Annotated in this window: 20 protein-coding genes; 18 read left to right on the forward strand and 2 right to left on the reverse strand. The window is 66.7% G+C overall.

The annotated features are described in order from the left end of the window. Positions 1–34: 34 nt before the first annotated feature. On the reverse strand, positions 35–1,456 hold the full coding sequence (gene tldD / locus E1832_RS10345) for a metalloprotease TldD (protein WP_133359677.1): 1,422 nt from the start codon (positions 1,454–1,456) through the stop codon (positions 35–37). 179 nt (positions 1,457–1,635) lie between these two features. Here tldD and coxB point away from each other — a divergent pair, with 179 nt between their 5' ends. The 11 genes from coxB (at position 1,636) to E1832_RS10395 (ending at position 11,615) form a co-directional block, all read left to right on the forward strand. Further along, positions 1,636–2,523 (forward strand): cytochrome c oxidase subunit II, encoded by an 888-nt coding sequence (coxB, locus tag E1832_RS10350; protein WP_133359678.1) that lies wholly within the window; start codon positions 1,636–1,638, stop codon positions 2,521–2,523. 46 nt (positions 2,524–2,569) lie between these two features. After that, entirely contained in the window at positions 2,570–3,511 is a 942-nt protein-coding gene (gene cyoE / locus E1832_RS10355; RefSeq protein WP_133359679.1) for a heme o synthase, read from the forward strand. A gap of 1 nt (position 3,512) precedes the next feature. Then, positions 3,513–3,680: a hypothetical protein gene (locus tag E1832_RS22520; protein WP_165978854.1), complete on the forward strand. Its 168-nt coding sequence runs from the start codon at positions 3,513–3,515 to the stop codon at positions 3,678–3,680. Further along, positions 3,680–4,255, forward strand: coding sequence for a cytochrome c oxidase assembly protein (locus E1832_RS10360; protein WP_133359680.1), 576 nt, complete (start codon positions 3,680–3,682; stop codon positions 4,253–4,255). The genes E1832_RS22520 and E1832_RS10360 overlap by 1 nt, the downstream gene beginning before the upstream one ends. A 22-nt stretch (positions 4,256–4,277) precedes the next feature. After that, positions 4,278–5,087 carry a cytochrome c oxidase subunit 3 gene (locus E1832_RS10365; RefSeq protein ID WP_133359681.1) on the forward strand — a complete coding sequence of 270 codons (810 nt, stop codon included), beginning with the start codon at positions 4,278–4,280 and terminating at the stop codon, positions 5,085–5,087. A gap of 95 nt (positions 5,088–5,182) precedes the next feature. Further along, positions 5,183–5,863, forward strand: coding sequence for an SURF1 family protein (locus E1832_RS10370; RefSeq protein ID WP_133359682.1), 681 nt, complete (start codon positions 5,183–5,185; stop codon positions 5,861–5,863). After that, positions 5,860–7,248, forward strand: coding sequence for a threonine synthase (thrC, locus tag E1832_RS10375; RefSeq protein WP_133359683.1), 1,389 nt, complete (start codon positions 5,860–5,862; stop codon positions 7,246–7,248). Before E1832_RS10370 ends, thrC begins: the two co-directional genes overlap by 4 nt. Further along, positions 7,245–8,507 carry a M16 family metallopeptidase gene (locus E1832_RS10380; protein ID WP_133359684.1) on the forward strand — a complete coding sequence of 421 codons (1,263 nt, stop codon included), beginning with the start codon at positions 7,245–7,247 and terminating at the stop codon, positions 8,505–8,507. The genes thrC and E1832_RS10380 overlap by 4 nt, the downstream gene beginning before the upstream one ends. Positions 8,508–8,528: 21 nt before the next feature. Continuing rightward, positions 8,529–9,113, forward strand: a complete 585-nt coding sequence (locus E1832_RS10385; RefSeq protein ID WP_133359685.1) for a GNAT family N-acetyltransferase — start codon at positions 8,529–8,531, stop codon at positions 9,111–9,113. A gap of 226 nt (positions 9,114–9,339) precedes the next feature. Then, positions 9,340–10,158: an MBL fold metallo-hydrolase gene (locus E1832_RS10390; RefSeq protein WP_245513937.1), complete on the forward strand. Its 819-nt coding sequence runs from the start codon at positions 9,340–9,342 to the stop codon at positions 10,156–10,158. Positions 10,159–10,199: 41 nt separating this feature from the next. Then, positions 10,200–11,615, forward strand: a complete 1,416-nt coding sequence (locus E1832_RS10395) for an FAD-binding oxidoreductase (RefSeq protein WP_133359687.1) — start codon at positions 10,200–10,202, stop codon at positions 11,613–11,615. A gap of 4 nt (positions 11,616–11,619) precedes the next feature. Here E1832_RS10395 and E1832_RS10400 read toward each other — a convergent pair whose 3' ends face one another. Next, the gene (locus E1832_RS10400; protein ID WP_133359688.1) at positions 11,620–12,213 is read right to left on the reverse strand and encodes a helix-turn-helix domain-containing protein; all 594 of its coding nucleotides are present in this window, start codon (positions 12,211–12,213) and stop codon (positions 11,620–11,622) included. 127 nt (positions 12,214–12,340) lie between these two features. On the opposite strand from E1832_RS10400, the gene E1832_RS10405 reads away from it, so the two are divergent. The 7 genes from E1832_RS10405 to E1832_RS10435 are packed head-to-tail and all read left to right on the forward strand — an operon-like array spanning position 12,341 to position 19,642. Beyond that, complete coding sequence (locus E1832_RS10405) at positions 12,341–13,477, forward strand: NAD(P)/FAD-dependent oxidoreductase (protein WP_133359689.1); 1,137 nt, start codon at positions 12,341–12,343, stop codon at positions 13,475–13,477. After that, positions 13,474–14,763, forward strand: a complete 1,290-nt coding sequence (locus E1832_RS10410; RefSeq protein WP_342635565.1) for a TRAP transporter large permease — start codon at positions 13,474–13,476, stop codon at positions 14,761–14,763. The genes E1832_RS10405 and E1832_RS10410 overlap by 4 nt, the downstream gene beginning before the upstream one ends. A gap of 53 nt (positions 14,764–14,816) precedes the next feature. Beyond that, the gene (locus E1832_RS10415; protein ID WP_133359690.1) at positions 14,817–15,797 is read left to right on the forward strand and encodes a TRAP transporter substrate-binding protein; all 981 of its coding nucleotides are present in this window, start codon (positions 14,817–14,819) and stop codon (positions 15,795–15,797) included. 4 nt (positions 15,798–15,801) lie between these two features. Next, positions 15,802–16,359 carry a TRAP transporter small permease gene (locus E1832_RS10420; RefSeq protein WP_133359691.1) on the forward strand — a complete coding sequence of 186 codons (558 nt, stop codon included), beginning with the start codon at positions 15,802–15,804 and terminating at the stop codon, positions 16,357–16,359. 9 nt (positions 16,360–16,368) lie between these two features. Continuing rightward, on the forward strand, positions 16,369–17,820 hold the full coding sequence (locus E1832_RS10425) for a M81 family metallopeptidase (protein WP_133359692.1): 1,452 nt from the start codon (positions 16,369–16,371) through the stop codon (positions 17,818–17,820). Next, positions 17,817–18,668, forward strand: a complete 852-nt coding sequence (locus E1832_RS10430; RefSeq protein WP_133359693.1) for an alpha/beta fold hydrolase — start codon at positions 17,817–17,819, stop codon at positions 18,666–18,668. The genes E1832_RS10425 and E1832_RS10430 overlap by 4 nt, the downstream gene beginning before the upstream one ends. After that, positions 18,665–19,642, forward strand: a complete 978-nt coding sequence (locus tag E1832_RS10435; RefSeq protein ID WP_133359694.1) for an ornithine cyclodeaminase family protein — start codon at positions 18,665–18,667, stop codon at positions 19,640–19,642. The genes E1832_RS10430 and E1832_RS10435 overlap by 4 nt, the downstream gene beginning before the upstream one ends. The last annotated feature ends 5 nt before the right edge of the window (positions 19,643–19,647 follow it).

A 19,647-nucleotide genomic window follows, 5' to 3' on the forward strand; every position in this document is an offset into this window, starting at 1 on the left:
GGTCCCGGCGTTGGTGCGGCCCGGAGGCGGCGGCTCACGCCGCCGAGCCGCCCACCGTAAGACGGTCCATCAGAACCGTGGGCTGGCCCACGCCCACCGGCACCCATTGGCCGTCCTTGCCGCAATTGCCCATGCCCGGATCCAGCGCCATGTCGTTGCCCAGGGCCCGGATATGCTGGAGCGACGTCGGCCCGTCGCCGATCAGCGTCGCGCCCTTGACCGGGGCGCCCACCTTGCCGTTCTGCACCCGGTACGCCTCGGTGCAGGAGAACACGAACTTGCCGTTGGTGATGTCCACTTGGCCGCCGCCGAATCCCACCGCCCAGATGCCGTCCTTGATGTCGGCGACCAGCGCCGCGGGATCGGCCTCGCCGCCCAGCATGTAGGTGTTGGTCATCCGCGGCATCGGCGCATGGGCATAGCTTTGCCGCCGCCCGTTGCCGGTCGGATCTACCCCCATCAGCCGGGCGTTCTGCCGGTCCTGCATGTAGCCGACAAGGATGCCGTCCTCGATCAGTACGTTGCGGCGCGAGGGCGTGCCCTCGTCATCCACGGTGATCGAGCCGCGCCGGTCGGGTATGGTGCCGTCGTCCAGCACGGTCACGCCGCGCGCGGCGACCTGCTTGCCCATCAGCCCGGCAAAGGCCGAGCTGCCCTTTCGGTTGAAGTCGCCCTCGAGCCCGTGGCCGATCGCCTCGTGCAGCAGGATGCCGGGCCAGCCCGGCCCCAGCGCCACCTCCATGACCCCGGCAGGGGCGGGGATGGCGTCGAGGTTCACCAGCGCGATCCGCAGCGCCTCGCGCGCCTTGGCCTGCCAGTCGGCCGGGTCGATCAGCCCGTCGAGGCCGACGCGGCCGCCGCCGCCCGCGGTGCCGGTCTCGCGCCGCCCGTTCTGTTCGACGATGACCGAGACATTGACCCGGGTCATCGGCCGCACATCGCGCACCTGCACCCCGTCGGGGCGCAGAATCGCCACCTCCTGCAGCGAGGCCGCCAGCGTCGCCGAGACCTGCACCACCCGCGGGTCCAGATCGCGGGAAAAGGCGTCGATCTCGCGCAGGGTCTCGATCTTGACCGGAAAGGGGGTGCCGCCGATCGGATCCTCGTCTGTATAAAGATGCCGGTTGGTGGACGGTGGCGGCGGCGCCAGCGTGCCGCCACCATCTCCGACCGCCAGCCGCGCGGTCTCGGCTGCGCGGCGCAGCGCGGGGATCGAGACATCGGTGGAATGGGCATAGCCGGCCACCTCGCCGCGTACCGCGCGCAGCCCGAATCCCTCCGAGGCGTCATAGCTGGCCGTGCGCAGCCTGCCGTCGTCGAACACAAGCGCCTCGGATTTGCGCCGCTCGACGAATATCTCGCCGTCATCGGCCCCGTCGGTGGCCGATTTCAGGATCGAGAGCGCCTCGTCCTCGGGCAGGGCCGATGCGAACGGGCGGTAGGTTTCTGATGGCATGGGCCAGCCTCACAATTTGACATAGATCAAAAAAGCGTCCCTTTGACGCAAGCATTTCGCTTTATCTGTTGCGCGGAATATGGTTTTTACCGACGTCAAAGACAACGGGTGTGTGTCGAAGTATACGCGCCGACCCGCTGTCCAGGGAGAAAAACGGGATCAACCGATCGGGACACGACATGAAGAATGCTTTGATGCTTTCTGGGCTTTTTGCAGCCCTCACCAGCCTTCCGGCCCATGCGCAGGAGGCCCTCGAAATCGTCGGGAAGCCGACCCAGGGCAAAATGGGCTTTCAACCGCCGGCGACCGAGCTGGCCCGCGATCTGCAATCGCTGGACCATTTGATTCTCATCATTATCACGGCGATCTGCGTTTTCGTGATCGCCCTGATCGGCTGGATCATCCTGCGCTACAACCGCCGTGTGAACCCCACCCCGGCCAGCTTCACCCATAACACCCCGATCGAAATCGCCTGGACCGTTGTGCCGATCATCATCCTGGTCTTCATCGGCGCCTTCTCGCTGCCGGTGCTGTTCAAGCAGCAGGAAATCCCCGAGGCCGACATCACCATCAAGGTGACCGGCTATCAGTGGTACTGGGGCTATGAATATGTGGATGCGGGCTTTGCCTTTGACAGCTACATGATCGGCCAGCCCGCCACCGGCGGCAACTATGTCCTGACCCCCGAGGTCGAGGAAAGCCTTGTCGAGGCCGGCTACAGCCGTGACGAGTTCCTGCTGGCCACGGACACCGCCGTGGTGGTGCCCGTGGGCAAGACCATCGTCATGAACGTGACCGGTGCCGACGTGATCCACTCCTGGACCGTGCCCGCCTTTGGCGTGAAGCAGGACGCCGTCCCCGGCCGCCTGGCGCAGCTGTGGTTCAAGGCCGAGCGGGAAGGCATCTATTTCGGCCAGTGTTCGGAGCTCTGCGGCAAGGATCACGCCTATATGCCGATCACCGTCAAGGTGGTCAGCGAAGCGGCCTACGAAGAGTGGCTGAAAGGCGCGATCGAGGAATATGCCGACGCCGGCACGCCGAAAAGCTTCCAGGTCGCATCGAAGTGACAAGGACAGGGGCGGGCCGCGGGCCCGTCCGCTCCGGAGACCCTGAATGAGCGACGCAAGCATCAACGCCAGCACGATCCGCGATGACGAGGCCGGGTTCCGCGATTATTTCGCCCTGCTCAAGCCGCGGGTGATGTCGCTGGTCGTGTTCACCGCGCTGGTCGGCCTGGTGGCCGCACCGGTGCCGGTGCATCCGATGATCGCCTTTTGCGCCATCCTGTTCATCGCCATCGGCGGCGGCGCCTCGGGCGCGCTGAACATGTGGTGGGACGCCGATATCGACCGGGTGATGAAACGCACCCGCGGCCGTCCGATCCCGGCCGGCAAGATCGAGCCGGGCGAGGCGCTGAACCTCGGGCTGGCGCTGTCGGGGTTCGCGGTGATCATGCTGGCGCTGGCCGCCAATATCTTCGCCGGCGCCTTCCTGGCCTTCACCATCTTCTTCTATGTGGTGATCTATACCATGTGGCTTAAGCGGGCGACGCCGCAGAACATCGTCATCGGCGGCGCCGCGGGGGCCTTTCCACCGGTCATCGGCTGGATCGCGGCGACCGGCGACATGGCGATCGAGCCCTGGCTGATGTTCGCGCTGACCTTCATGTGGACGCCGCCGCATTTCTGGGCGCTGGCGCTGTTCATGCGCTCGGACTACGACGATGCCGGCGTGCCGATGCTGACCGTGACCCACGGCCGCCGCGCGACCCGGACCCATATCCTGGTCTATACGGTGTTGCTGGCGATGCTCGCGGTCGGTGCGGCCTTCTCCGGCATCGGCGGCCCGGTCTATCTGGCGGTCTCGCTGGTGCTGAACGCGCTGTTCCTGCGCGGCGCCTGGCGCATCAGCCGCCGCGACGAGGACGCCTCCGAGGCCGACAACTTCCTTGTGGAGCGGTCTTTTTTCCGGCTCTCGCTACTCTATCTCTTCCTCCACTTCGGCGCGATCCTGGTCGAGGCCGTATTGAAACCCTTTGGTCTGGGAGGCTGGTAAGATGAGTATCAAGGCAACGCACGAGCTGCACAAACGCCGCTTTGGCCGCAATCTGGGCGTCGGCCTGGTGCTGGCGGGGTTTGTCGCCATCGTGTTCGGGCTGACCATCGCCAAGGTCACCAGCGGCGACTTCACCATGCGGCCTGCCAACCTGGCGGGGCAGAAGTGATGGCTGCGTCGAACCAGAAGAAAACCGTGATCCAGCTGGTCGCCGTCGTGATCACCATGGGCGCGCTGGCCTGGGCGGCGGTGCCCGCCTACAACTGGTTCTGCAAGGTCACCGGCTTCGGCGGCGCCACCAATGTGGCCGAGACCGGATCGGACACGATCCTGGAGCAGACCGTCAAGATCCGCTTCGACGGGTCCAAGGAACGGGGCATGCCCTGGGATTTCAAACCGATGCAGCAGGAGATCGAGCTGCGCATCGGGGAAACCGGTCTGGCCTTTTACGAGGCGTACAATCCGACCGACCGGCCCATCGCCGGTCAGGCAAGCTACAACGTCGCGCCCTATTCGGCCGGCGGATATTTCACCAAGATCGCCTGTTTCTGCTTTACCGAGCAGATCCTGCAGCCGGGCGAGCGGGTGGAGATGCCGGTGACCTTTTACGTCGATCCCGAGATCGTCGACGACCCGGAGGCGAAATACGTGCATACGATCACGCTGTCGTACACGTTCTATGAAATCGATCTGCCCGAGGGATATGCCGCCCTCGATCAGAAGGCAGACACCAATCTGAACTAGGCCGAGAGGTGAGGGACACTTAATGGCACACGCAAAAAATCACGATTACCACATTCTCAGCCCATCGATCTGGCCGCTGTTCGGCGCGGTGGGCGGGTTTGTCATGCTGTTCGGCGCCGTGCTCTGGATGCATGACGTCACCCCGTTCATGTTCCTGATCGGGCTCGCGATGGTGCTCTACACCATGTACGCCTGGTGGTCCGAGGTCGTGGCGGAAAGCCGCGTCGGCGATCACACGCCGGTCGTTCGGATCGGGCTGCGTTATGGCTTCATGCTGTTCATCATGTCCGAGGTGATGTTCTTCTTCGCCTGGTTCTGGTCGTTCTTCAAACACGCGATCTACCCGATGAACGAGTATTTCGGCACCGAATACGTGAAGCCGGAGATCTTTCCGGTCGATCCGTTCCACCTGCCGCTGATCAACACCGTCGTGCTGCTGCTGTCGGGCTGTGCGGTGACCTGGGCGCACCACGCGCTGGTTCATGACAACGACCGCAAGGCGCTGGTGCAGGGCCTGGCCATCTCGATCGTGCTGGGCGTCGCCTTTACCGGGCTGCAGGCCTATGAATATGCGCACCTGCTGCATTCGGGCTGGGAATTCGGCGGTGACGAGTTCTATTCGAACTTCTTCATGGCCACCGGTTTTCATGGCGCGCATGTGATCATCGGGACGATTTTCCTGACCGTCTGTCTGATCCGCGCGATGAAAGGCGACTTCACCCCGGAGAAGCATGTCGGCTTCGAGGCGGCCGCCTGGTACTGGCACTTCGTCGATGTGGTCTGGCTGTTCCTGTTCTTCGCCGTCTACATCTGGGGCACCGCCGGGCTGTGACCGGTGCGGAATGCGGTTGAAAAACCGCCCCTCTCGCATTTAAAGCAAAGCGCGCGGCCCGCCCGCGCGCTTTTTCGTGTCGATCGGAGCGTTTCATGCGCCGCTTTCTGTTCCTGCTGATCTTCGGCCTTGCCGGGATGGCGATCCTGCTGTCGCTGGGCACCTGGCAGGTGCGGCGGCTGGCGTGGAAACAGGCTGTGCTGGCCGAGATCGAGGCACGCATCGGCGCCGATCCGGTGGCGCTGCCCGCCGATCCCGATCCGGAGCGCGACCGCTATCTGCCCGTCGGCGTCAGCGGAACCATGGGCGCGACGGAACTGCATGTGCTGGTCTCTACCCGCGATTTCGGCGCCGGCTACCGCATCATCGCGCCCTTTACGACCGAGGCCGGCCGCCGCATCCTGATCGACCGCGGCTTTGTCCCGACCGAGGACAAGGGGGCCGCGCGCGGCACCGGCGCGATGGAGGTGACCGGCAACCTGCACTGGCCCGACGAGATCGACGGTTTCACCCCCGAGCCGGAGCGTGACGAGAATATCTGGTTCGCCCGCGACGTGCCCGCGCTGGCCGCCACCCTCGACACCGAACCGCTGCTGCTGATCGCGCGGTCGCGGACCGACCCGGGCGTCACGCCGCTGCCGGTGACGACCACCGGCATTCCCAACGATCACCTGCAATATGCGGTGACATGGTTCGGCCTGGCCCTGGTCTGGGCCCTGATGACAATCTACTTCCTGTGGCGCACCCGCGCCCGACCCCGGAGCGACGAGCGATGAAATACATCTCTACCCGCGGCCAGGCGCCCGCGCTGACCTTCGAAGAGGCGATGCTGACCGGGCTGGCGCGTGACGGCGGGCTCTATGTGCCCGAAACCATCCCGCAGATGAGCGCAACGGACATCGCCGCGCTGGCCGGCCTCAGCTATGAGGAAACCGCCTTTCGCGTGATGCGCCCCTTCATCGGCGACAGCTTCACCGATGACGAATTCCGCGACATCATCGCCCGCGCCTATGCCGGCTTCGGTCATGCCGCCCGCGCGCCGCTGGTCCAGCTGGCGCCGGGGCATTTCCTGCTGGAGCTGTTCCACGGCCCGACGCTGGCGTTCAAGGATTTCGCCATGCAGCTGATCGGCCAGCTCTTCGAGGTGGCGCTGAAGCGGCGCGGCGAGCGGGTGACCATCGTCGGCGCCACATCGGGCGATACCGGGTCGGCGGCGATCGAGGCGTTCCGGGGACTGGATGCGGTCGACGTTTTCATCCTGTTCCCGCATGGCCGCGTGTCCGAGGTGCAGCGCCGTCAGATGACCACGCCGGCGGACGCCAACGTGCATGCGCTGGCCCTTGACGGCGATTTCGACGATTGTCAGGCTCGCCTCAAGGACATGTTCAACGACTTCGCGTTCCGCGACGGCGTGAGGCTGGCCGGTGTCAACTCGATCAACTTCGCCCGTGTGCTGGCGCAGGTGGTCTATTACTTCTCCTCCGCCGTGTCGCTGGGCGCGCCCGGGCGCAAGGTCAGCTTCACCGTGCCCACCGGCAATTTCGGCGACATTTTCGCAGGCTACATCGCCAAGAGGATGGGCCTGCCGATCGACCGGCTGGTGGTGGCCACCAACCAGAACGACATCCTGCACCGGTGCCTGACCGGGCAGGGGTATTTCAAGGGCGAGACGATTCCGTCGATCAGCCCCTCGATGGACATTCAGGTCAGCTCCAATTTTGAACGCGCGCTGTTCTATGCCTACGGTCAGGACGGAAACGCCGTGGCGCAGCTGATGGACGAGTTGTCGACCGGCGGCTTCAATGTCAGTCAGGGCGCGATGGAGGCCCTGCGCGAAAGCTTCTCCTCGGGGCGCGCCTCGGAAGAGGAGACCCTTGCAACCATCGCAGCAACGCTTAAGTCCAGCGGGGAGTTGCTTTGCCCCCATTCCGCCGTAGGCGTGAAGGTGGCCGAGGAAACCCGCGACACATCGGTGCCGATGATCACGCTGGCCACCGCCCATCCGGCCAAGTTCCCTGATGCGGTGGAGAAGGCAAGCGGCCTGCGGCCCCCTCTTCCCCCGCGCATGGCGGATCTGTATGACAGGCCGGAACGAGTGTGCCGGATCGACAACGATCTCGTCGCCATCGAAACCCATATCAAGGGACAAATTACCGCGTGACTTTGCAGCAAGCTCAACTGGCCAACGGATTTCGAATCGTCACAGAACGCATGCCTGGCCTGCAATCGGCCGCCATCGGCATCTGGGTCAGCGCCGGCGGACGGCATGAACGGGCCGAACAGAACGGCATCGCGCATTTCCTGGAGCATATGGCCTTCAAGGGCACCCAGACCCGCAGCGCGCTGCAGATCGCCGAGGCGATCGAGGATGTCGGCGGCTATATCAATGCCTATACCAGCCGCGAGGTTACCGCCTATTACGCCCGGGTGCTCGAGGCCGACGTGCCGCTGGCGATGGACGTGATCGCCGACATCCTGCTGAACCCGGTGTTCGACCCCCGCGAAATCGAGGTCGAGCGCGGTGTCATCCTGCAGGAGATCGGCCAGGCCAACGACACCCCCGATGATGTGATCTTCGACTGGTTGCAGGAAGCGAGCTATCGCGACCAGCCGCTGGGCCGCACCATCCTCGGCCCCAGCGAGCGGGTCAGCGCGTTTTCCCGTGCGGATCTGTCCACCTTTGTGGGCGAGCATTACCGCCCCGGCCAGATGATCCTGTCGGCCGCCGGCGCGGTCGATCACGACGCGCTGGTGCGCCTGGCCGAGCGGCTGTTCGGCCATCTCGAGCCGGGCCCGTCCAGCACCGCCGAGCCGGGCCGGTTCACCGGCGGCGAATTCCGCAAGGCGAAGAAACTTGAACAGGCCCATTTCGCCCTGGCGTTGGAAAGTCCGGGCTACCGCGACGACGCGATCTATACCGCGCAGATCTATGCCTCGGTGCTGGGCGGCGGCATGTCCTCGCGCCTGTTCCAGGAGATCCGCGAAAAGCGGGGTCTTTGTTATACGATCTTCGCCCAGGCCGGCGCCTATGCCGATACCGGCACCACCACCATCTATGCCGGCACCTCCGCCGGTCAGGTGGCCGAGCTTGCCGGCATCACCATCGACGAGATGAAGCGCGCCGTCACCGACATGACCGAGGAAGAGGTCGCCCGCGCCCGCGCCCAGATGAAGGCCGGCATGCTGATGGGGCTGGAAAGCCCCTCGAACCGCGCCGAACGTCTGGCCCGGCTGGTGCAGATCTGGGAAACGGTGCCCCCCCTGGAGGATACCGTCGCCCGTATCGACGCCGTCGGCATGCAGGATCTGCGCAGTTTCGCCGAGCAGATGGCCGCCACCGCGCCTGCGGCCATGGCCCTTTACGGTCCGGTCAAATCCGCCCCCAGCCTTGCCCAATTGCAGGAGCGGCGCGCCGCCTGACGCGCCCCGGGAACAGCGACGATGCTTCTGGCCAAACGCAAGCTGAGGATCGAGACCGAGCGTCTCACGCTGCGTCCGCCGGTGCATGCGGATTTTCGCCCTTGGAGCGCGCTGCGACAGCAAAGCCGCGATTATCTCATCCCGTGGGAGCCCTCTTGGGCCGCCGACCACCTCTCGCGCAAGGCCTTCACCAACCGGGTCTACTGGGCGCAGCGGTCGGTCGCCAATGGCTCGGCGCTGCCGCTGTTCCTGTTCCGCCGCGCCGACGAGGTGCTGCTGGGGGCGATCACGCTGGACAACATCCGCCGCGGCCCGGCGCAGTCGGGCGTGCTGGGATACTGGACCGGCGAACCCTTTGCCCGCCAGGGCTACATGCGCGAGGCGATCGCCGCGGTGGTCCACCACGCCTTTACCCGGCTCGACCTGTCCCGCATCGAGGCCGCCTGCCTGCCGGAAAACGCCGCCTCGCGCGGGCTGCTGGAAAGCGCCGGATTCAAATACGAGGGTGTCGCGCAGAGCTATCTGCAAATCGATGGGCGCTGGCGCACCCATGTGCTCTATGCCTCGCTGCGCAGCGACCGCCGCGGCAAGACCGACGCGGGGTAAGCGCTGTCTCGGAAACGCTCCGGTGGAGCGTTTCAGGCGCGAACGGGCGGAGCCCCCAGGGCGCCCGACGTCTGTTCCCCCTTGCCCCCTCTCTCGCGGTGCCCGCTCCCTGATCCGCTCCCCCGGCAGAGCGGACGGAGAGCGGCGGATAGACCGCGTTTGCTGGACCTTCCCGACCCACGCGCTACCATCCCCAGCAACAACGCATTCCGAAAGGGAGGGGCCGGTGGCACGGGTCTTCATCTCGTTGCTTTTCGTCTGTCTGGCCGGGGCGGCCTGGGCGCAGGACCGCCGCCCGAGCCATTGCATCGCCATCGCCGATGCCGCGCCGGGAATTGCCTATCTGTCCAAGGCGTCCTGGCGCGATCCGCTGCCCGAGCATTCGGTGCGCCTGCATTACATCGCCCATGCCAGTTTCCTGATCCAGACGCCGGGCGGGCTGAACGCGGTCACCGACTACACCGGTTTTCTCGGCACCGCCGGCCTGGTCCCCGACGTGGTGACGATGAACCACGCCCATGACACCCATTGGACCGCCACCCCCGATCCGGCGATCCCCCATGTGCTCAAGGGCTGGGGCAACTACGGTGAGGGGATCGAACATCACCTCGATCTGGGCGAGATGCTGGTGCGCAACGTCTCGACCGATATCCGCTCTGCCTTCACCGGGGCCGAGGCGCGCGGCAACTCGATCTTCGTGTTCGAGGCGGCCGGGCTCTGCATCGGACATCTGGGCCATCTGCATCACATCCCGACCGACGAACAGTTCGCCGCCCTCGGACGGCTCGACGTGGTGATGGCGCCGGTCGACGGCGGCCTGACGCTGCCGCTGCCCGAGATGGTGCGGGTGATCGAGCGGCTGCGCTCCTCGGTGGTGATCCCGATGCACTGGTTCAGCGGCTACAGCCTGAACCGCTTTCTTGAGGATATCGCCGGCAGCTTCGCGGTGGAGCGGCCGGGGACCTCCTCGCTCACCCTGTCGCTGCGCGATCTGCCGTCCCGCCCCACCGTCGTCGTGCTGAAGCCGCGCTATCTGATCGACTGATCGCGCTTGCGCAAGGGCCGGCGTTTGGGCAGGACTAGGCCATGACACTGAACCCCGCCGATGACACCTTCGCAGCCCGGCTGCGCCAGACGCTGCCCGAGGCGGTGTTCCGCCCCGCCGAGCCCCGCTATCTCGAAGAGCCGCGCGGCCGCTGGTCGGGGCAATGCGGCCTGCTCGCCCTGCCGCGCAATGTCGATGAGGTCGCGGCGCTGGTGCGCGCGGCGGCCGAGGTCCGGGTGCCGGTGTTGCCCTATGGCGGCGGCACCGGGTTGGTCGGCGGCCAGATCATGTCTGACGGCCCCGCGCCGCTCATCGTTTCGCTGGAGCGGGTGGCGGCGATCCGGGGCGTCTATCCGACCGAGAACGTGCTGATCGCCGAGGCCGGCGCGATTCTGGCCGAGGTGCAGGCGGCGGCGGCGGAGGCCGGGCGCCTGTTTCCCCTGTCGCTGGCCGCCGAGGGCACCGCGCGGATCGGGGGGAACCTCTCGACCAACGCCGGCGGCACCGGCGTGCTGCGCTACGGCAATGCGCGCGATCTGTGCCTGGGGCTCGAGGCGGTACTGCCCGACGGGCGTATCTGGCACGGGCTGTCGCGGCTGAGAAAGGACAACACAGGTTATGACCTGCGCGATCTGCTGATCGGGGCCGAGGGGACGCTGGGCATCATCACCGCCGCCACGCTCAAGCTGTTTTCGCGCCCGGCGGGCGAGGGCACCGCGCTTTTCGTGGTGCCGGACCCGCAGGCGGCGATCGACCTGTTGTCGCTGGCGCGCGACCGGCTGGGCGAGGGGGTCAGCGCCTTCGAACTGATCGCAGGGCAGGGGCTGCGCTTTCTCGCCGATGAGCTGCCGGACATCCGCCAGCCCTTCGCCACCCCGCCCGACTGGTGCGTGCTGATCGAGCTGGGCCTTTCCCGCGGGCTCGACCCTGAGGAGGCGCTGGCCGGGTTGTTCGAAGCGGCGCTGGAGCGCGACCTCACCTCGGGCGGGCTCATCGCACAGTCCGAAGGGCAACGCGCGGCATTCTGGGCGGTGCGCGAACAGATCCCGGCGGCCAACCGCCGCATCGGCGCGGTCTCCAGCCATGACATCTCGGTGCCGATCAGCCGCATTCCCGAATTCATCGCCGAGGGCGACAGGATCGTCGCCGGTCTGGGCGATTTCCGCGTCAACTGTTTCGGCCACCTGGGCGACGGCAACCTGCACTATAACGTCTTTCCCGCGCCCGGCCGCAGCAAAGCGGATCATGTCAACCAGCGCGACGCGGTCAAATACGCGGTGCATGATCTGGTGCATTCCATGGGCGGCTCGGTCAGTGCCGAACATGGCATCGGACGGCTCAAGGTCGAGGATCTGGAACGCTACGGCGACCCGGTGAAACTCGACGCCATGCGCGCGATCAAGGCCGCGCTCGATCCTCTGGGCATCATGAACCCCGGCGCGGTTCTCCGGGCCTGACCGCTCAGGTCCCCGCCCCGGGCACGCAGACCACCAGAATCCGCGCGTCCTGGTCGCTGTCGGAGGCATAGAGGTGCCCCACCGCGCTGTCGAAATAGAGGCTGTCGCCGGCCTCCAGATGCACCGGCTCGCGCCCCTCGGCAAAGACCGTCACCGCGCCCTCCAGCACCACCAGGAATTCCTGTCCCGGATGGCGCACGAAATCCTCGAAATCCATGAACTCGCGCGCCTTGAGCGAGCCCATCATCGGCGTCATCGCCTTGTTCCACAGATCCGGGAACAGCATTTCGTAGACGTAGTTCGGGGTTTCCTGCCGCTTGAAATCGCCCTTGCGCGCCACAGCGAAACTGCCCGGCTCGAAACTCTGCCCCTCGGCGTTGAAAAAGGCGGCAAGGTCCACCTCCAGCCCGCGCGCCAGCTGCGACAGCCGGTCATAGGTCAGCGAGATCACCCCGCGCTCGGCCTTGGAAATCGTAGAGATCGCCAGCCCCGAACGGTCCGCGACCTCGGCCAGGGTCCATCCCCGGTCGCGGCGTAATTGGCGCAGGCGGCGGCCAAAATCGGCGCGCGGATTCGGGGCGTGTTTCACGTCTGTCATAATGGTCAGTCTAGACGCAAATCCCTGTGACGCCAAGAAATTTTCCGATAGGAAAAAATCTGTTTTCCAATTGGAAAATCGATGTTACGCTTTTTCCGACAACTCGACGGCAACAGGGACAGGGTGTATGGCGCAGGGTGGCGGGACGGCCGATTTTATCGTGATCGGAGCGGGCATGGCCGGCGCCTCGGTGGCTGCCGAACTGGCGCGTACGGGCCGCGTGGTGCTGCTCGAACGTGAACCCCAGCCCGGCTATCACACCACCGGGCGCTCCGCCGCGCTGTTCACCGTGGCCTATGGCCCGCCGGTGATCCGGGCGCTGTCGCGCGCCAGCCATGCCTTTTATCGCGGCGAGGGGCCCGGTAACCCGCCGCCCGGCCTGATCCGCCCGCGCGGCGCGCTCTTCGTCGGGCGCTCCGATCAGGCCGCCGACCTCGACGCGTTGCACGGCGAACTGGGCGAGGCGGTCATGCCCCTGTCCGGCGCCGAGGCCCGCGATCTGGTGCCGCTGCTTCGCCCCGGCTATGCCGCTGCGGCGCTGCTCGACGGCTCCGCTGCGGATATTGAGGTGCACGGATTGCACCAGCATTACCTGAAATCCTTCCGCGCCCGCGACGGCGCGCTGCATCTGAAAGCCGAGGTTCTGGGCATCGCGCGCGAGGGCCGCGATTGGGCCGTGGAGACCCCGGCAGGTACCCTGCGCGCGCCCGTCGTGATAAATGCCGCCGGGGCCTGGGCCGATGTGGTGGCCGAAATGGCGGGTCTGCGCCCATTGGGCCTGCGCCCGCTGCGCCGAACCGCGCTGCTGGTCGCGCCGCCCGCCGGCGTGGTGCCGGACGCCTGGCCGATGGTGGTAGACGTGGCCGAGGATTTCTATCTCAAGCCTGACGCCGGCAAGCTGCTGCTGTCGCCTGCCGACGAAACCCCCTCGCCCCCCTGCGACGCCCAGCCCGAAGAACTCGACGTGGCGATCTGTGTCGACCGGATCGAGACCGCCTTCGACCTTCAGGTGCGCAGCATCGAACACAAATGGGCCGGTCTGCGCAGCTTTCTGCCCGATGGCGGCCCCGCGGTCGGCTACGACCCCGCGGCGGCCGGTTTTTTCTGGCTGGCGGGGCAGGGCGGGTACGGTATCCAGACCGCCCCGGCGATGGCCCGCGCCGCCGCCGCGCTGGCGCTGGGCGAGCCGCTGCCCGGGGACATCGAGGCCGAGGGGGTCACGCCGGACCTGCTCTCTCCCGCCCGGACGGAGCTGGCGGCATGATGGTCTGGGTCGGCCTCGCCGCTGCGGCCTTCCTGGCCTCGGGGCTGGCCATTGCCTATGTGATCGGCGGTGCGGCGGTGCTGGCCTTCATCGTCACCGACAATTCCCGCTACCTTGCGATCCTGCCGCAGCAGATCTTTTCCAAGATCGATGTCTTCGCGCTGATGGCGATGCCGCTTTTCATCCTCGCGGGCGAGCTGATGAACCGGGGCGGCATCACCGGTGCGCTGATCAACCTTTCGATGGCGCTGGTGGGCCGGGTGCGCGGCGGGCTGGGGCATGTCAATATCCTCACCTCGGTGTTCTTCGCCGGCATCTCCGGCTCGGCCGTGGCCGATGCTGCCGCCCTCTCCAACACGCTGGTGCCCGAGATGACGCGGCGGGGCTACAGCCTGACTTACGCCAGTGCGGTCACCGCCGCCTCCTCGATCATCGGCCCCATCGTACCGCCCTCGATCATCCTGATCTTCTACGGCGCATTGATGGGCACCTCGGTCACCGCGCTGTTTCTCGCCGGGATCATACCCGGACTGGTGCTGGCCGCGGCCCTGCTGGTGGTCAACGGCGCCTTTGCCGTGCGCCAGAACCACCCACGGGTGGAGAAGGAGGACATGCCGCCCATTCTGCCGACGCTGATCCATTCGTTGCCTGCGATGTCGCTGCCGATCATCATCCTCGGCGGCATCGTCTTCGGCTGGATGACGCCCACCGAGGCCGCCGCCGTCGCCGTCTTTGCCGCGCTGGGGGCGGGCTGGTTCTATGCCGGGATCTCGGGCGGCGAGGTGCTGGAGGCGCTGCGCCGCACCGCCATCCTGTCCGGCTCGATCTTCATCATCATCTGCGCCGTCTCGGCGCTGGGCCATCTGGGGGCGCTTGAACGCGTGCCCGAGGCGATCTCGGACATGGTCGCGCGGCTGGGTCTCGGCCCCGCCGGCTACATGCTGGCAATGAACGTGATCTTCCTGCTCGCCGGCATGGTGCTCGACATTCCCGTGGCGCTGGCACTGCTGGTGCCGCTGCTGGCCCCGGTCGCACTGGCGCAGGGCGCGGACCCGGTGCACCTTGGCATCGTGCTGTGTTTCAACCTTTGTATCGGGCTGGTCTCGCCGCCGATGGGAGGCTGCCTTCTGGTGGTCTCGACGGTGACTGGCGTGAGCTACTGGAAGCTGGCGCGCGCCGTGCTCCCGTTTGTGTTGACCCAGATCGCCGTGCTGGCACTGCTGGTGAAACTGCCGGGGCTCAGCCTTTGGCTGCCACACGCCTTCGGGCTGGGCATCGGACCCTGAGACGACATTAATACCCAAAAGAAAATACCAAAAACCCAATAGGAGGACCTGACATGAAACTCTCGAAATTCCTGACCGGCGGACTGCTCGCCGCGACGCTCGCGCTGGGCGCAAATGCGGCCTCGGCCCAGATCAAGATCGCCCTAGACAGCCCGCCGGATCTCAACGGTTCGGGCACCTATGTCTGGGCGCATACCTTCTCCAGCTATCTCAACGAGCATGGGATGGCGTCCGAGGAATTCCAGCGCGGCGCGCTCGGCGGCGATGACGAGCTGTTCGATCAGGTCAGCCAGGGTCTGCTGGAGGTCTCGATGTCGCCGCTCAACATCGTCGGCTCCATCGACAAGCTGATCTATGGTCTGCGCCTGCCCTATTTCTTTGCCGACATGGAAGAGGTCGACCGCGCGCTGAACGCCGGCGGCATGCTGGCCCGGATCAACGCGGCCACCGCGCCCGAGGGCGTGCGGGTGATCGCCGTCAACACGGTCGGCCAGGCCACCGGCATCTTCAACACCAAAAAGCCGGTGAACTCGGTCGCCGACATGGCGGGGCTGCGGATGCGCGCGCTGGACGAAAGCCAGATTGAACTTTACGAGGCCTGGGGCGCCGCCGGCACGATCGTCAGCTGGGCCGAGGTTCCCAACGCGCTGCAAACCGGCGTCGCCGACGGCTACATGAACCCGGCCTTCGTGCCGCTGCTGTTCGGGCATACCGATTTTCTCAAGCATTTCACCGATGCCCGTGTCGCCCCCTCGCTGCGCATCACCATCGTATCCGAGGACTGGTATCAGGGCCTGAGCGACGCGGATCGCGCCACGGTTGACGCCGCCGCCGCCGCCGCCACCGCGGCCAACCGCGCTTGGCTCGGCACCCAGGACGCCGTCCTGGGCAAGCTGGAAGAGGCCGGCGTCGCCGTGGTCAAGCTGGACCAGGCCGCGCGCAACGAATTCCGCGCCGCCTCCGCCCCCGCCTACGAAAGCGGCCTGCTGAGCCAGGACCAGATCGCGGCCTGGGAAGCGGCCAAGGGCAACTGAGCCGATGAAACCCATGGCCCGCATCCTCGACCGGCTGTCGGCAACGCTCAACAGCATCGCCCTCTGGGGGGCGGTGCTGGCGGTGCTGGCCATGGTTTTCGCCGCCGGCTGGCAGGTGCTGGCGCGCTATGTACTGAACGCCCCGCCGATCTGGACCGAGGAACTGGCCCGCCGCGCCATGGTCTGGGCCGGCATGCTGGGGGCCTCCTGCGCCTTCCGTGCCGCCTCGGATCCGACGCTCTTTCCCAACATGCAGACCATCCGCGGCACGCCGGGCATGGCTCTGGCGCTGATCCGGGCGGCGGGTGTTATCGCCTTTGCCGCCCCGGTGATCTGGTATTCGCTGTTCAACGCGCGGATGGACATGGCGCGCGGCTTTCTCGGCCGCAGCCTGGGTCGGCAGGCCGAGATGCTGGACATTCCGATGATCTGGTTCACCGGCGCCGTACCGCTCGCCTTTGCACTGATCCTGATCCATCTGGCCGCGCGGCTTATGATGCAGGCGACCGGGCAGCTTCCGGTCTCCCGGCCGGTTTCCCAGCCCTCTCCCAAGACCCCATAGGACACGAAAATGAAGATCTTCATCGCCGGTCTGAGCACCGAAACAAACTCCTTTTCCCCGCTGCCCACCGGCATGGCGAGTTTCGAAGAGGGGTCTATCCATCACGGCGACGCCACGAAAGACGCGCCGATGTACTGGACCGCGCCGCTGCACATCTGGCGCGAGAAGGCCGGGGAAAACGGCTGGCAGGTGATCGAGAGCCTGTCGGCCCACGCCCAGCCCTCCGGCCCCACGGTGAAATCCGTCTACGAAGGCTTCCGCGACGAGATCGCTTCCGACCTCAGGGCGGCGGGCGGCGCTGATGTGATCCTGCTGGCGCTGCACGGTGCGATGATCGCCGACGGCTATGACGATTGCGAGGGCGACCTGATCGCCCACCTGCGCGCCATTGCCCCGGATGCCGTGATCGGCGGCCTCTTGGACCCCCATTCCAACCTCACCGACAAGATGATGACCCAGGCCTCCCTGCTGGTGGCCTTCAAGGAATACCCCCATGTCGACGTGCCCGAGCGCGCCGCCGACCTGTTCCGCCTCGCCGCCGACACCGCCGCAGGAAAAATCAAACCGGTGATGCGCGACTGGGACTGCCGCATGATCATCGCCATGCCCACCACCAAACAGCCGATGCGCGGCTTCGTCGACGAGATGATGGCGGCGGAGGGGCAGGGGGGTCTGCTGTCGCTCTCCCTGATCCACGGCTTCCCCTGGTCCGACCACCCCCGCACCGGCACCCGCGCCGTTGCCATCTGCGACGGCAGTGCGGAGCGGGCGGCAGAGGAGGCCGAGGCGCTCGGACGCAAGATCTTTGCCCTGCGCCACGAGCTGCACCGCTCCCTGCCCGATATCGACACGGCCCTCGACATCGCCGAGGCCGAGGCCAAGGGTCCGATCGTGCTCGCCGACATGTCGGACAACGCCGGCGGCGGCGCGCCGTCTGACGCCACCTTTCTGCTGCGCGCGATGATCGAACGCGGCATGACCGGCGTCGCCACCGGCCTGTTCTGGGATCCCATCGCCGTCCGCATCTGCAAGGAGGCCGGCGAGGGGGCCACGCTGAACCTGCGCATCGGGGGCAAATGCGGCCCGATGTCGGGCGATCCGCTGGACCTGACCGTCACGGTGAAAAAGATCGCCTCTGGTCTGACCCAGCGTTTCGGAAAACTGCCCGCGCCGATGGGCGATGTGGTCTGGATCGAATCGAACGGCATCGACATCGTGCTGAACGACCTGCGCACCCAGACCTTCCACCCCGAGGCGTTCGAGCAGCTCGGCATCGACCTTTCGCAGCGTCGCTATGTCTGCGTGAAGTCCTCGAACCACTACGAGGCGGGCTTCAACCCCATCGCCGCCAAGGTCATTGGCGTCGCCACCCCCGGCTCCATCACTCCCGATTTCGCCAATATTCCGTACAAGAACCGGGCAAAAACCTACTTCCCGGTGGTGGAGGACCCCTTCGCATGAGCAATCCGCTGATCGCCGCCCGAAACGCCTTTGCCATGGGCTTCCCCGAGCGCCGCGTGGTGCTGAACGTGCGGGACTGGGGCTATATCGACACCGGGCAGGGGCCCGCGCTCCTGCTGATCCCCGGCACGCTGGGACGCGGCGACATCTTCTGGCAACAGATCACGGCTCTGTCGGATCGGCTGCGCGTCGTCGCGGTCACCTACCCCGAAACCGGCGGCATCGCGGAATGGGCCGAAGACCTCGCCGCCCTGCTCGATCATCTGGGCATTGAAACCGCCTCGGTTCTGGGCTCCTCCCTGGGGGGATATCTGGCGCAGTATTTCGCCGCCGCGCATCCTGGCCGGGTGGACACCCTCTTTGCCGCCAACACGCTGCACTCGGTCGCCGGCCTCATCGACAAGATGCCCTATGCGCTGGATCTCGACGCCGCCCCCATCGCCGATCTGCGCGCAGGTTTCGGCCAGGGGCTGGGCGCCTGGGCCGAGGCCCACCCCGATCAGGCCGATCTGGTGGAGCTGCTGCTGGAAGAGGTCGGCGGCCGGATTCCCGAACCCGAGCTGCGGATGCGGCTCAAGGCGCTGAAAACCGCGCCGGAGCTGCCGCCGCTGACCCTGTCGGAAAGCGGGCGCTTTACCATCGAGGCCGACGACGACCCGCTGATCCCACCCGAGATGCGGGCCGCCGTCCGCGCCCGGGTCCGGCCCGCCGCCGCCTACCGCTTTACCTGGGGCGGGCATTTCCCCTATGTCGCGCGCCCCGAGGCCTATGCCGCCCTGTTGGAACAGGCGCTGGGCCTGACCGTCACCGGCCCCGACTGGGGCAGCGAAAAGGAGCGCGCGCAATGATCGTTCTGACCCAAGACGACGTCGCGGCGCTGCTGCCGATGGACGAGGCGATCGAGGTGGTGGCCGGGGTGATGAAGGGCGTCTCGGCGCGCTCGGCGCAACTGCCGCTGCGCGCGGTGGTGCCGGTGGGCGGGAACAACAAGATGGGCGTGATGCCCGGCGCCATCGCCGATCCGGCCTGTTTCGGCGTCAAGCTGGTCAGTCTGTTTCCCGAGAATCCCGCGCGCGGTCTGTCCTCTCACCGCGGCGCCATCGTGCTGTTCGAGGCCGAGACCGGCGGCGCCGTGGCGATGATGGACGCGAGCCTTTTGACCGCGATCCGCACCGCCGCCGCCAGCGCCGTGGCCACCCGCGCGCTGGCCCGAGAGGACGCCGGCAGCCTCGCGCTGATCGGCTACGGCGAACAGGCCGAACATCACCTGACCGCGATGCTGGCGGTGCGCCCGATCAAACGCGTCGCGGTCGCAGGCCGCTCGGCTGAAAAGGCGGCCGGTTTCGCCGCCCGCGCCGCCGCCGATTACCCGGAGGTGGATTTTTCCAGCGGAACCGACCTGCACACCGCCATCGCGGACGCCGACATCGTGTGCACCGTTACCGCCGCTCCCACCCCCATCGTGATGGGGGACTGGGTGAAGCCGGGGGCCCATGTCAATGTCGTCGGGTCCTCCATCCCTTCGATGCGCGAGGTCGACGACAGCATGGTCGAGCGCGGCGCGATCTGGGTCGACTACCTGCCCTCGACGCTGGCCCAGGCCGGTGAGATCGTCGAGATGATCGCTGCCGGTACCTTTTCCGAAACCGACCTGAAGGGCGAGATCGGCGCGTTGCTGGCAGGCGAGATCGCAGGGCGCGCGGACCCCGACCAGATCACCGTCTACCGCTCGCTCGGCGTCGCGGCGCAGGATCTGGCGGCGGCGCATCACGTGCTGGAGCGCGCAAGGGCCGAGGGGCGCGGCCAACCCGTGGCTTTCTGACGGAG

This window comes from Antarcticimicrobium luteum (assembly GCF_004358185.1).
GTDB classification, from domain to species: domain Bacteria; phylum Pseudomonadota; class Alphaproteobacteria; order Rhodobacterales; family Rhodobacteraceae; genus Antarcticimicrobium; species Antarcticimicrobium luteum.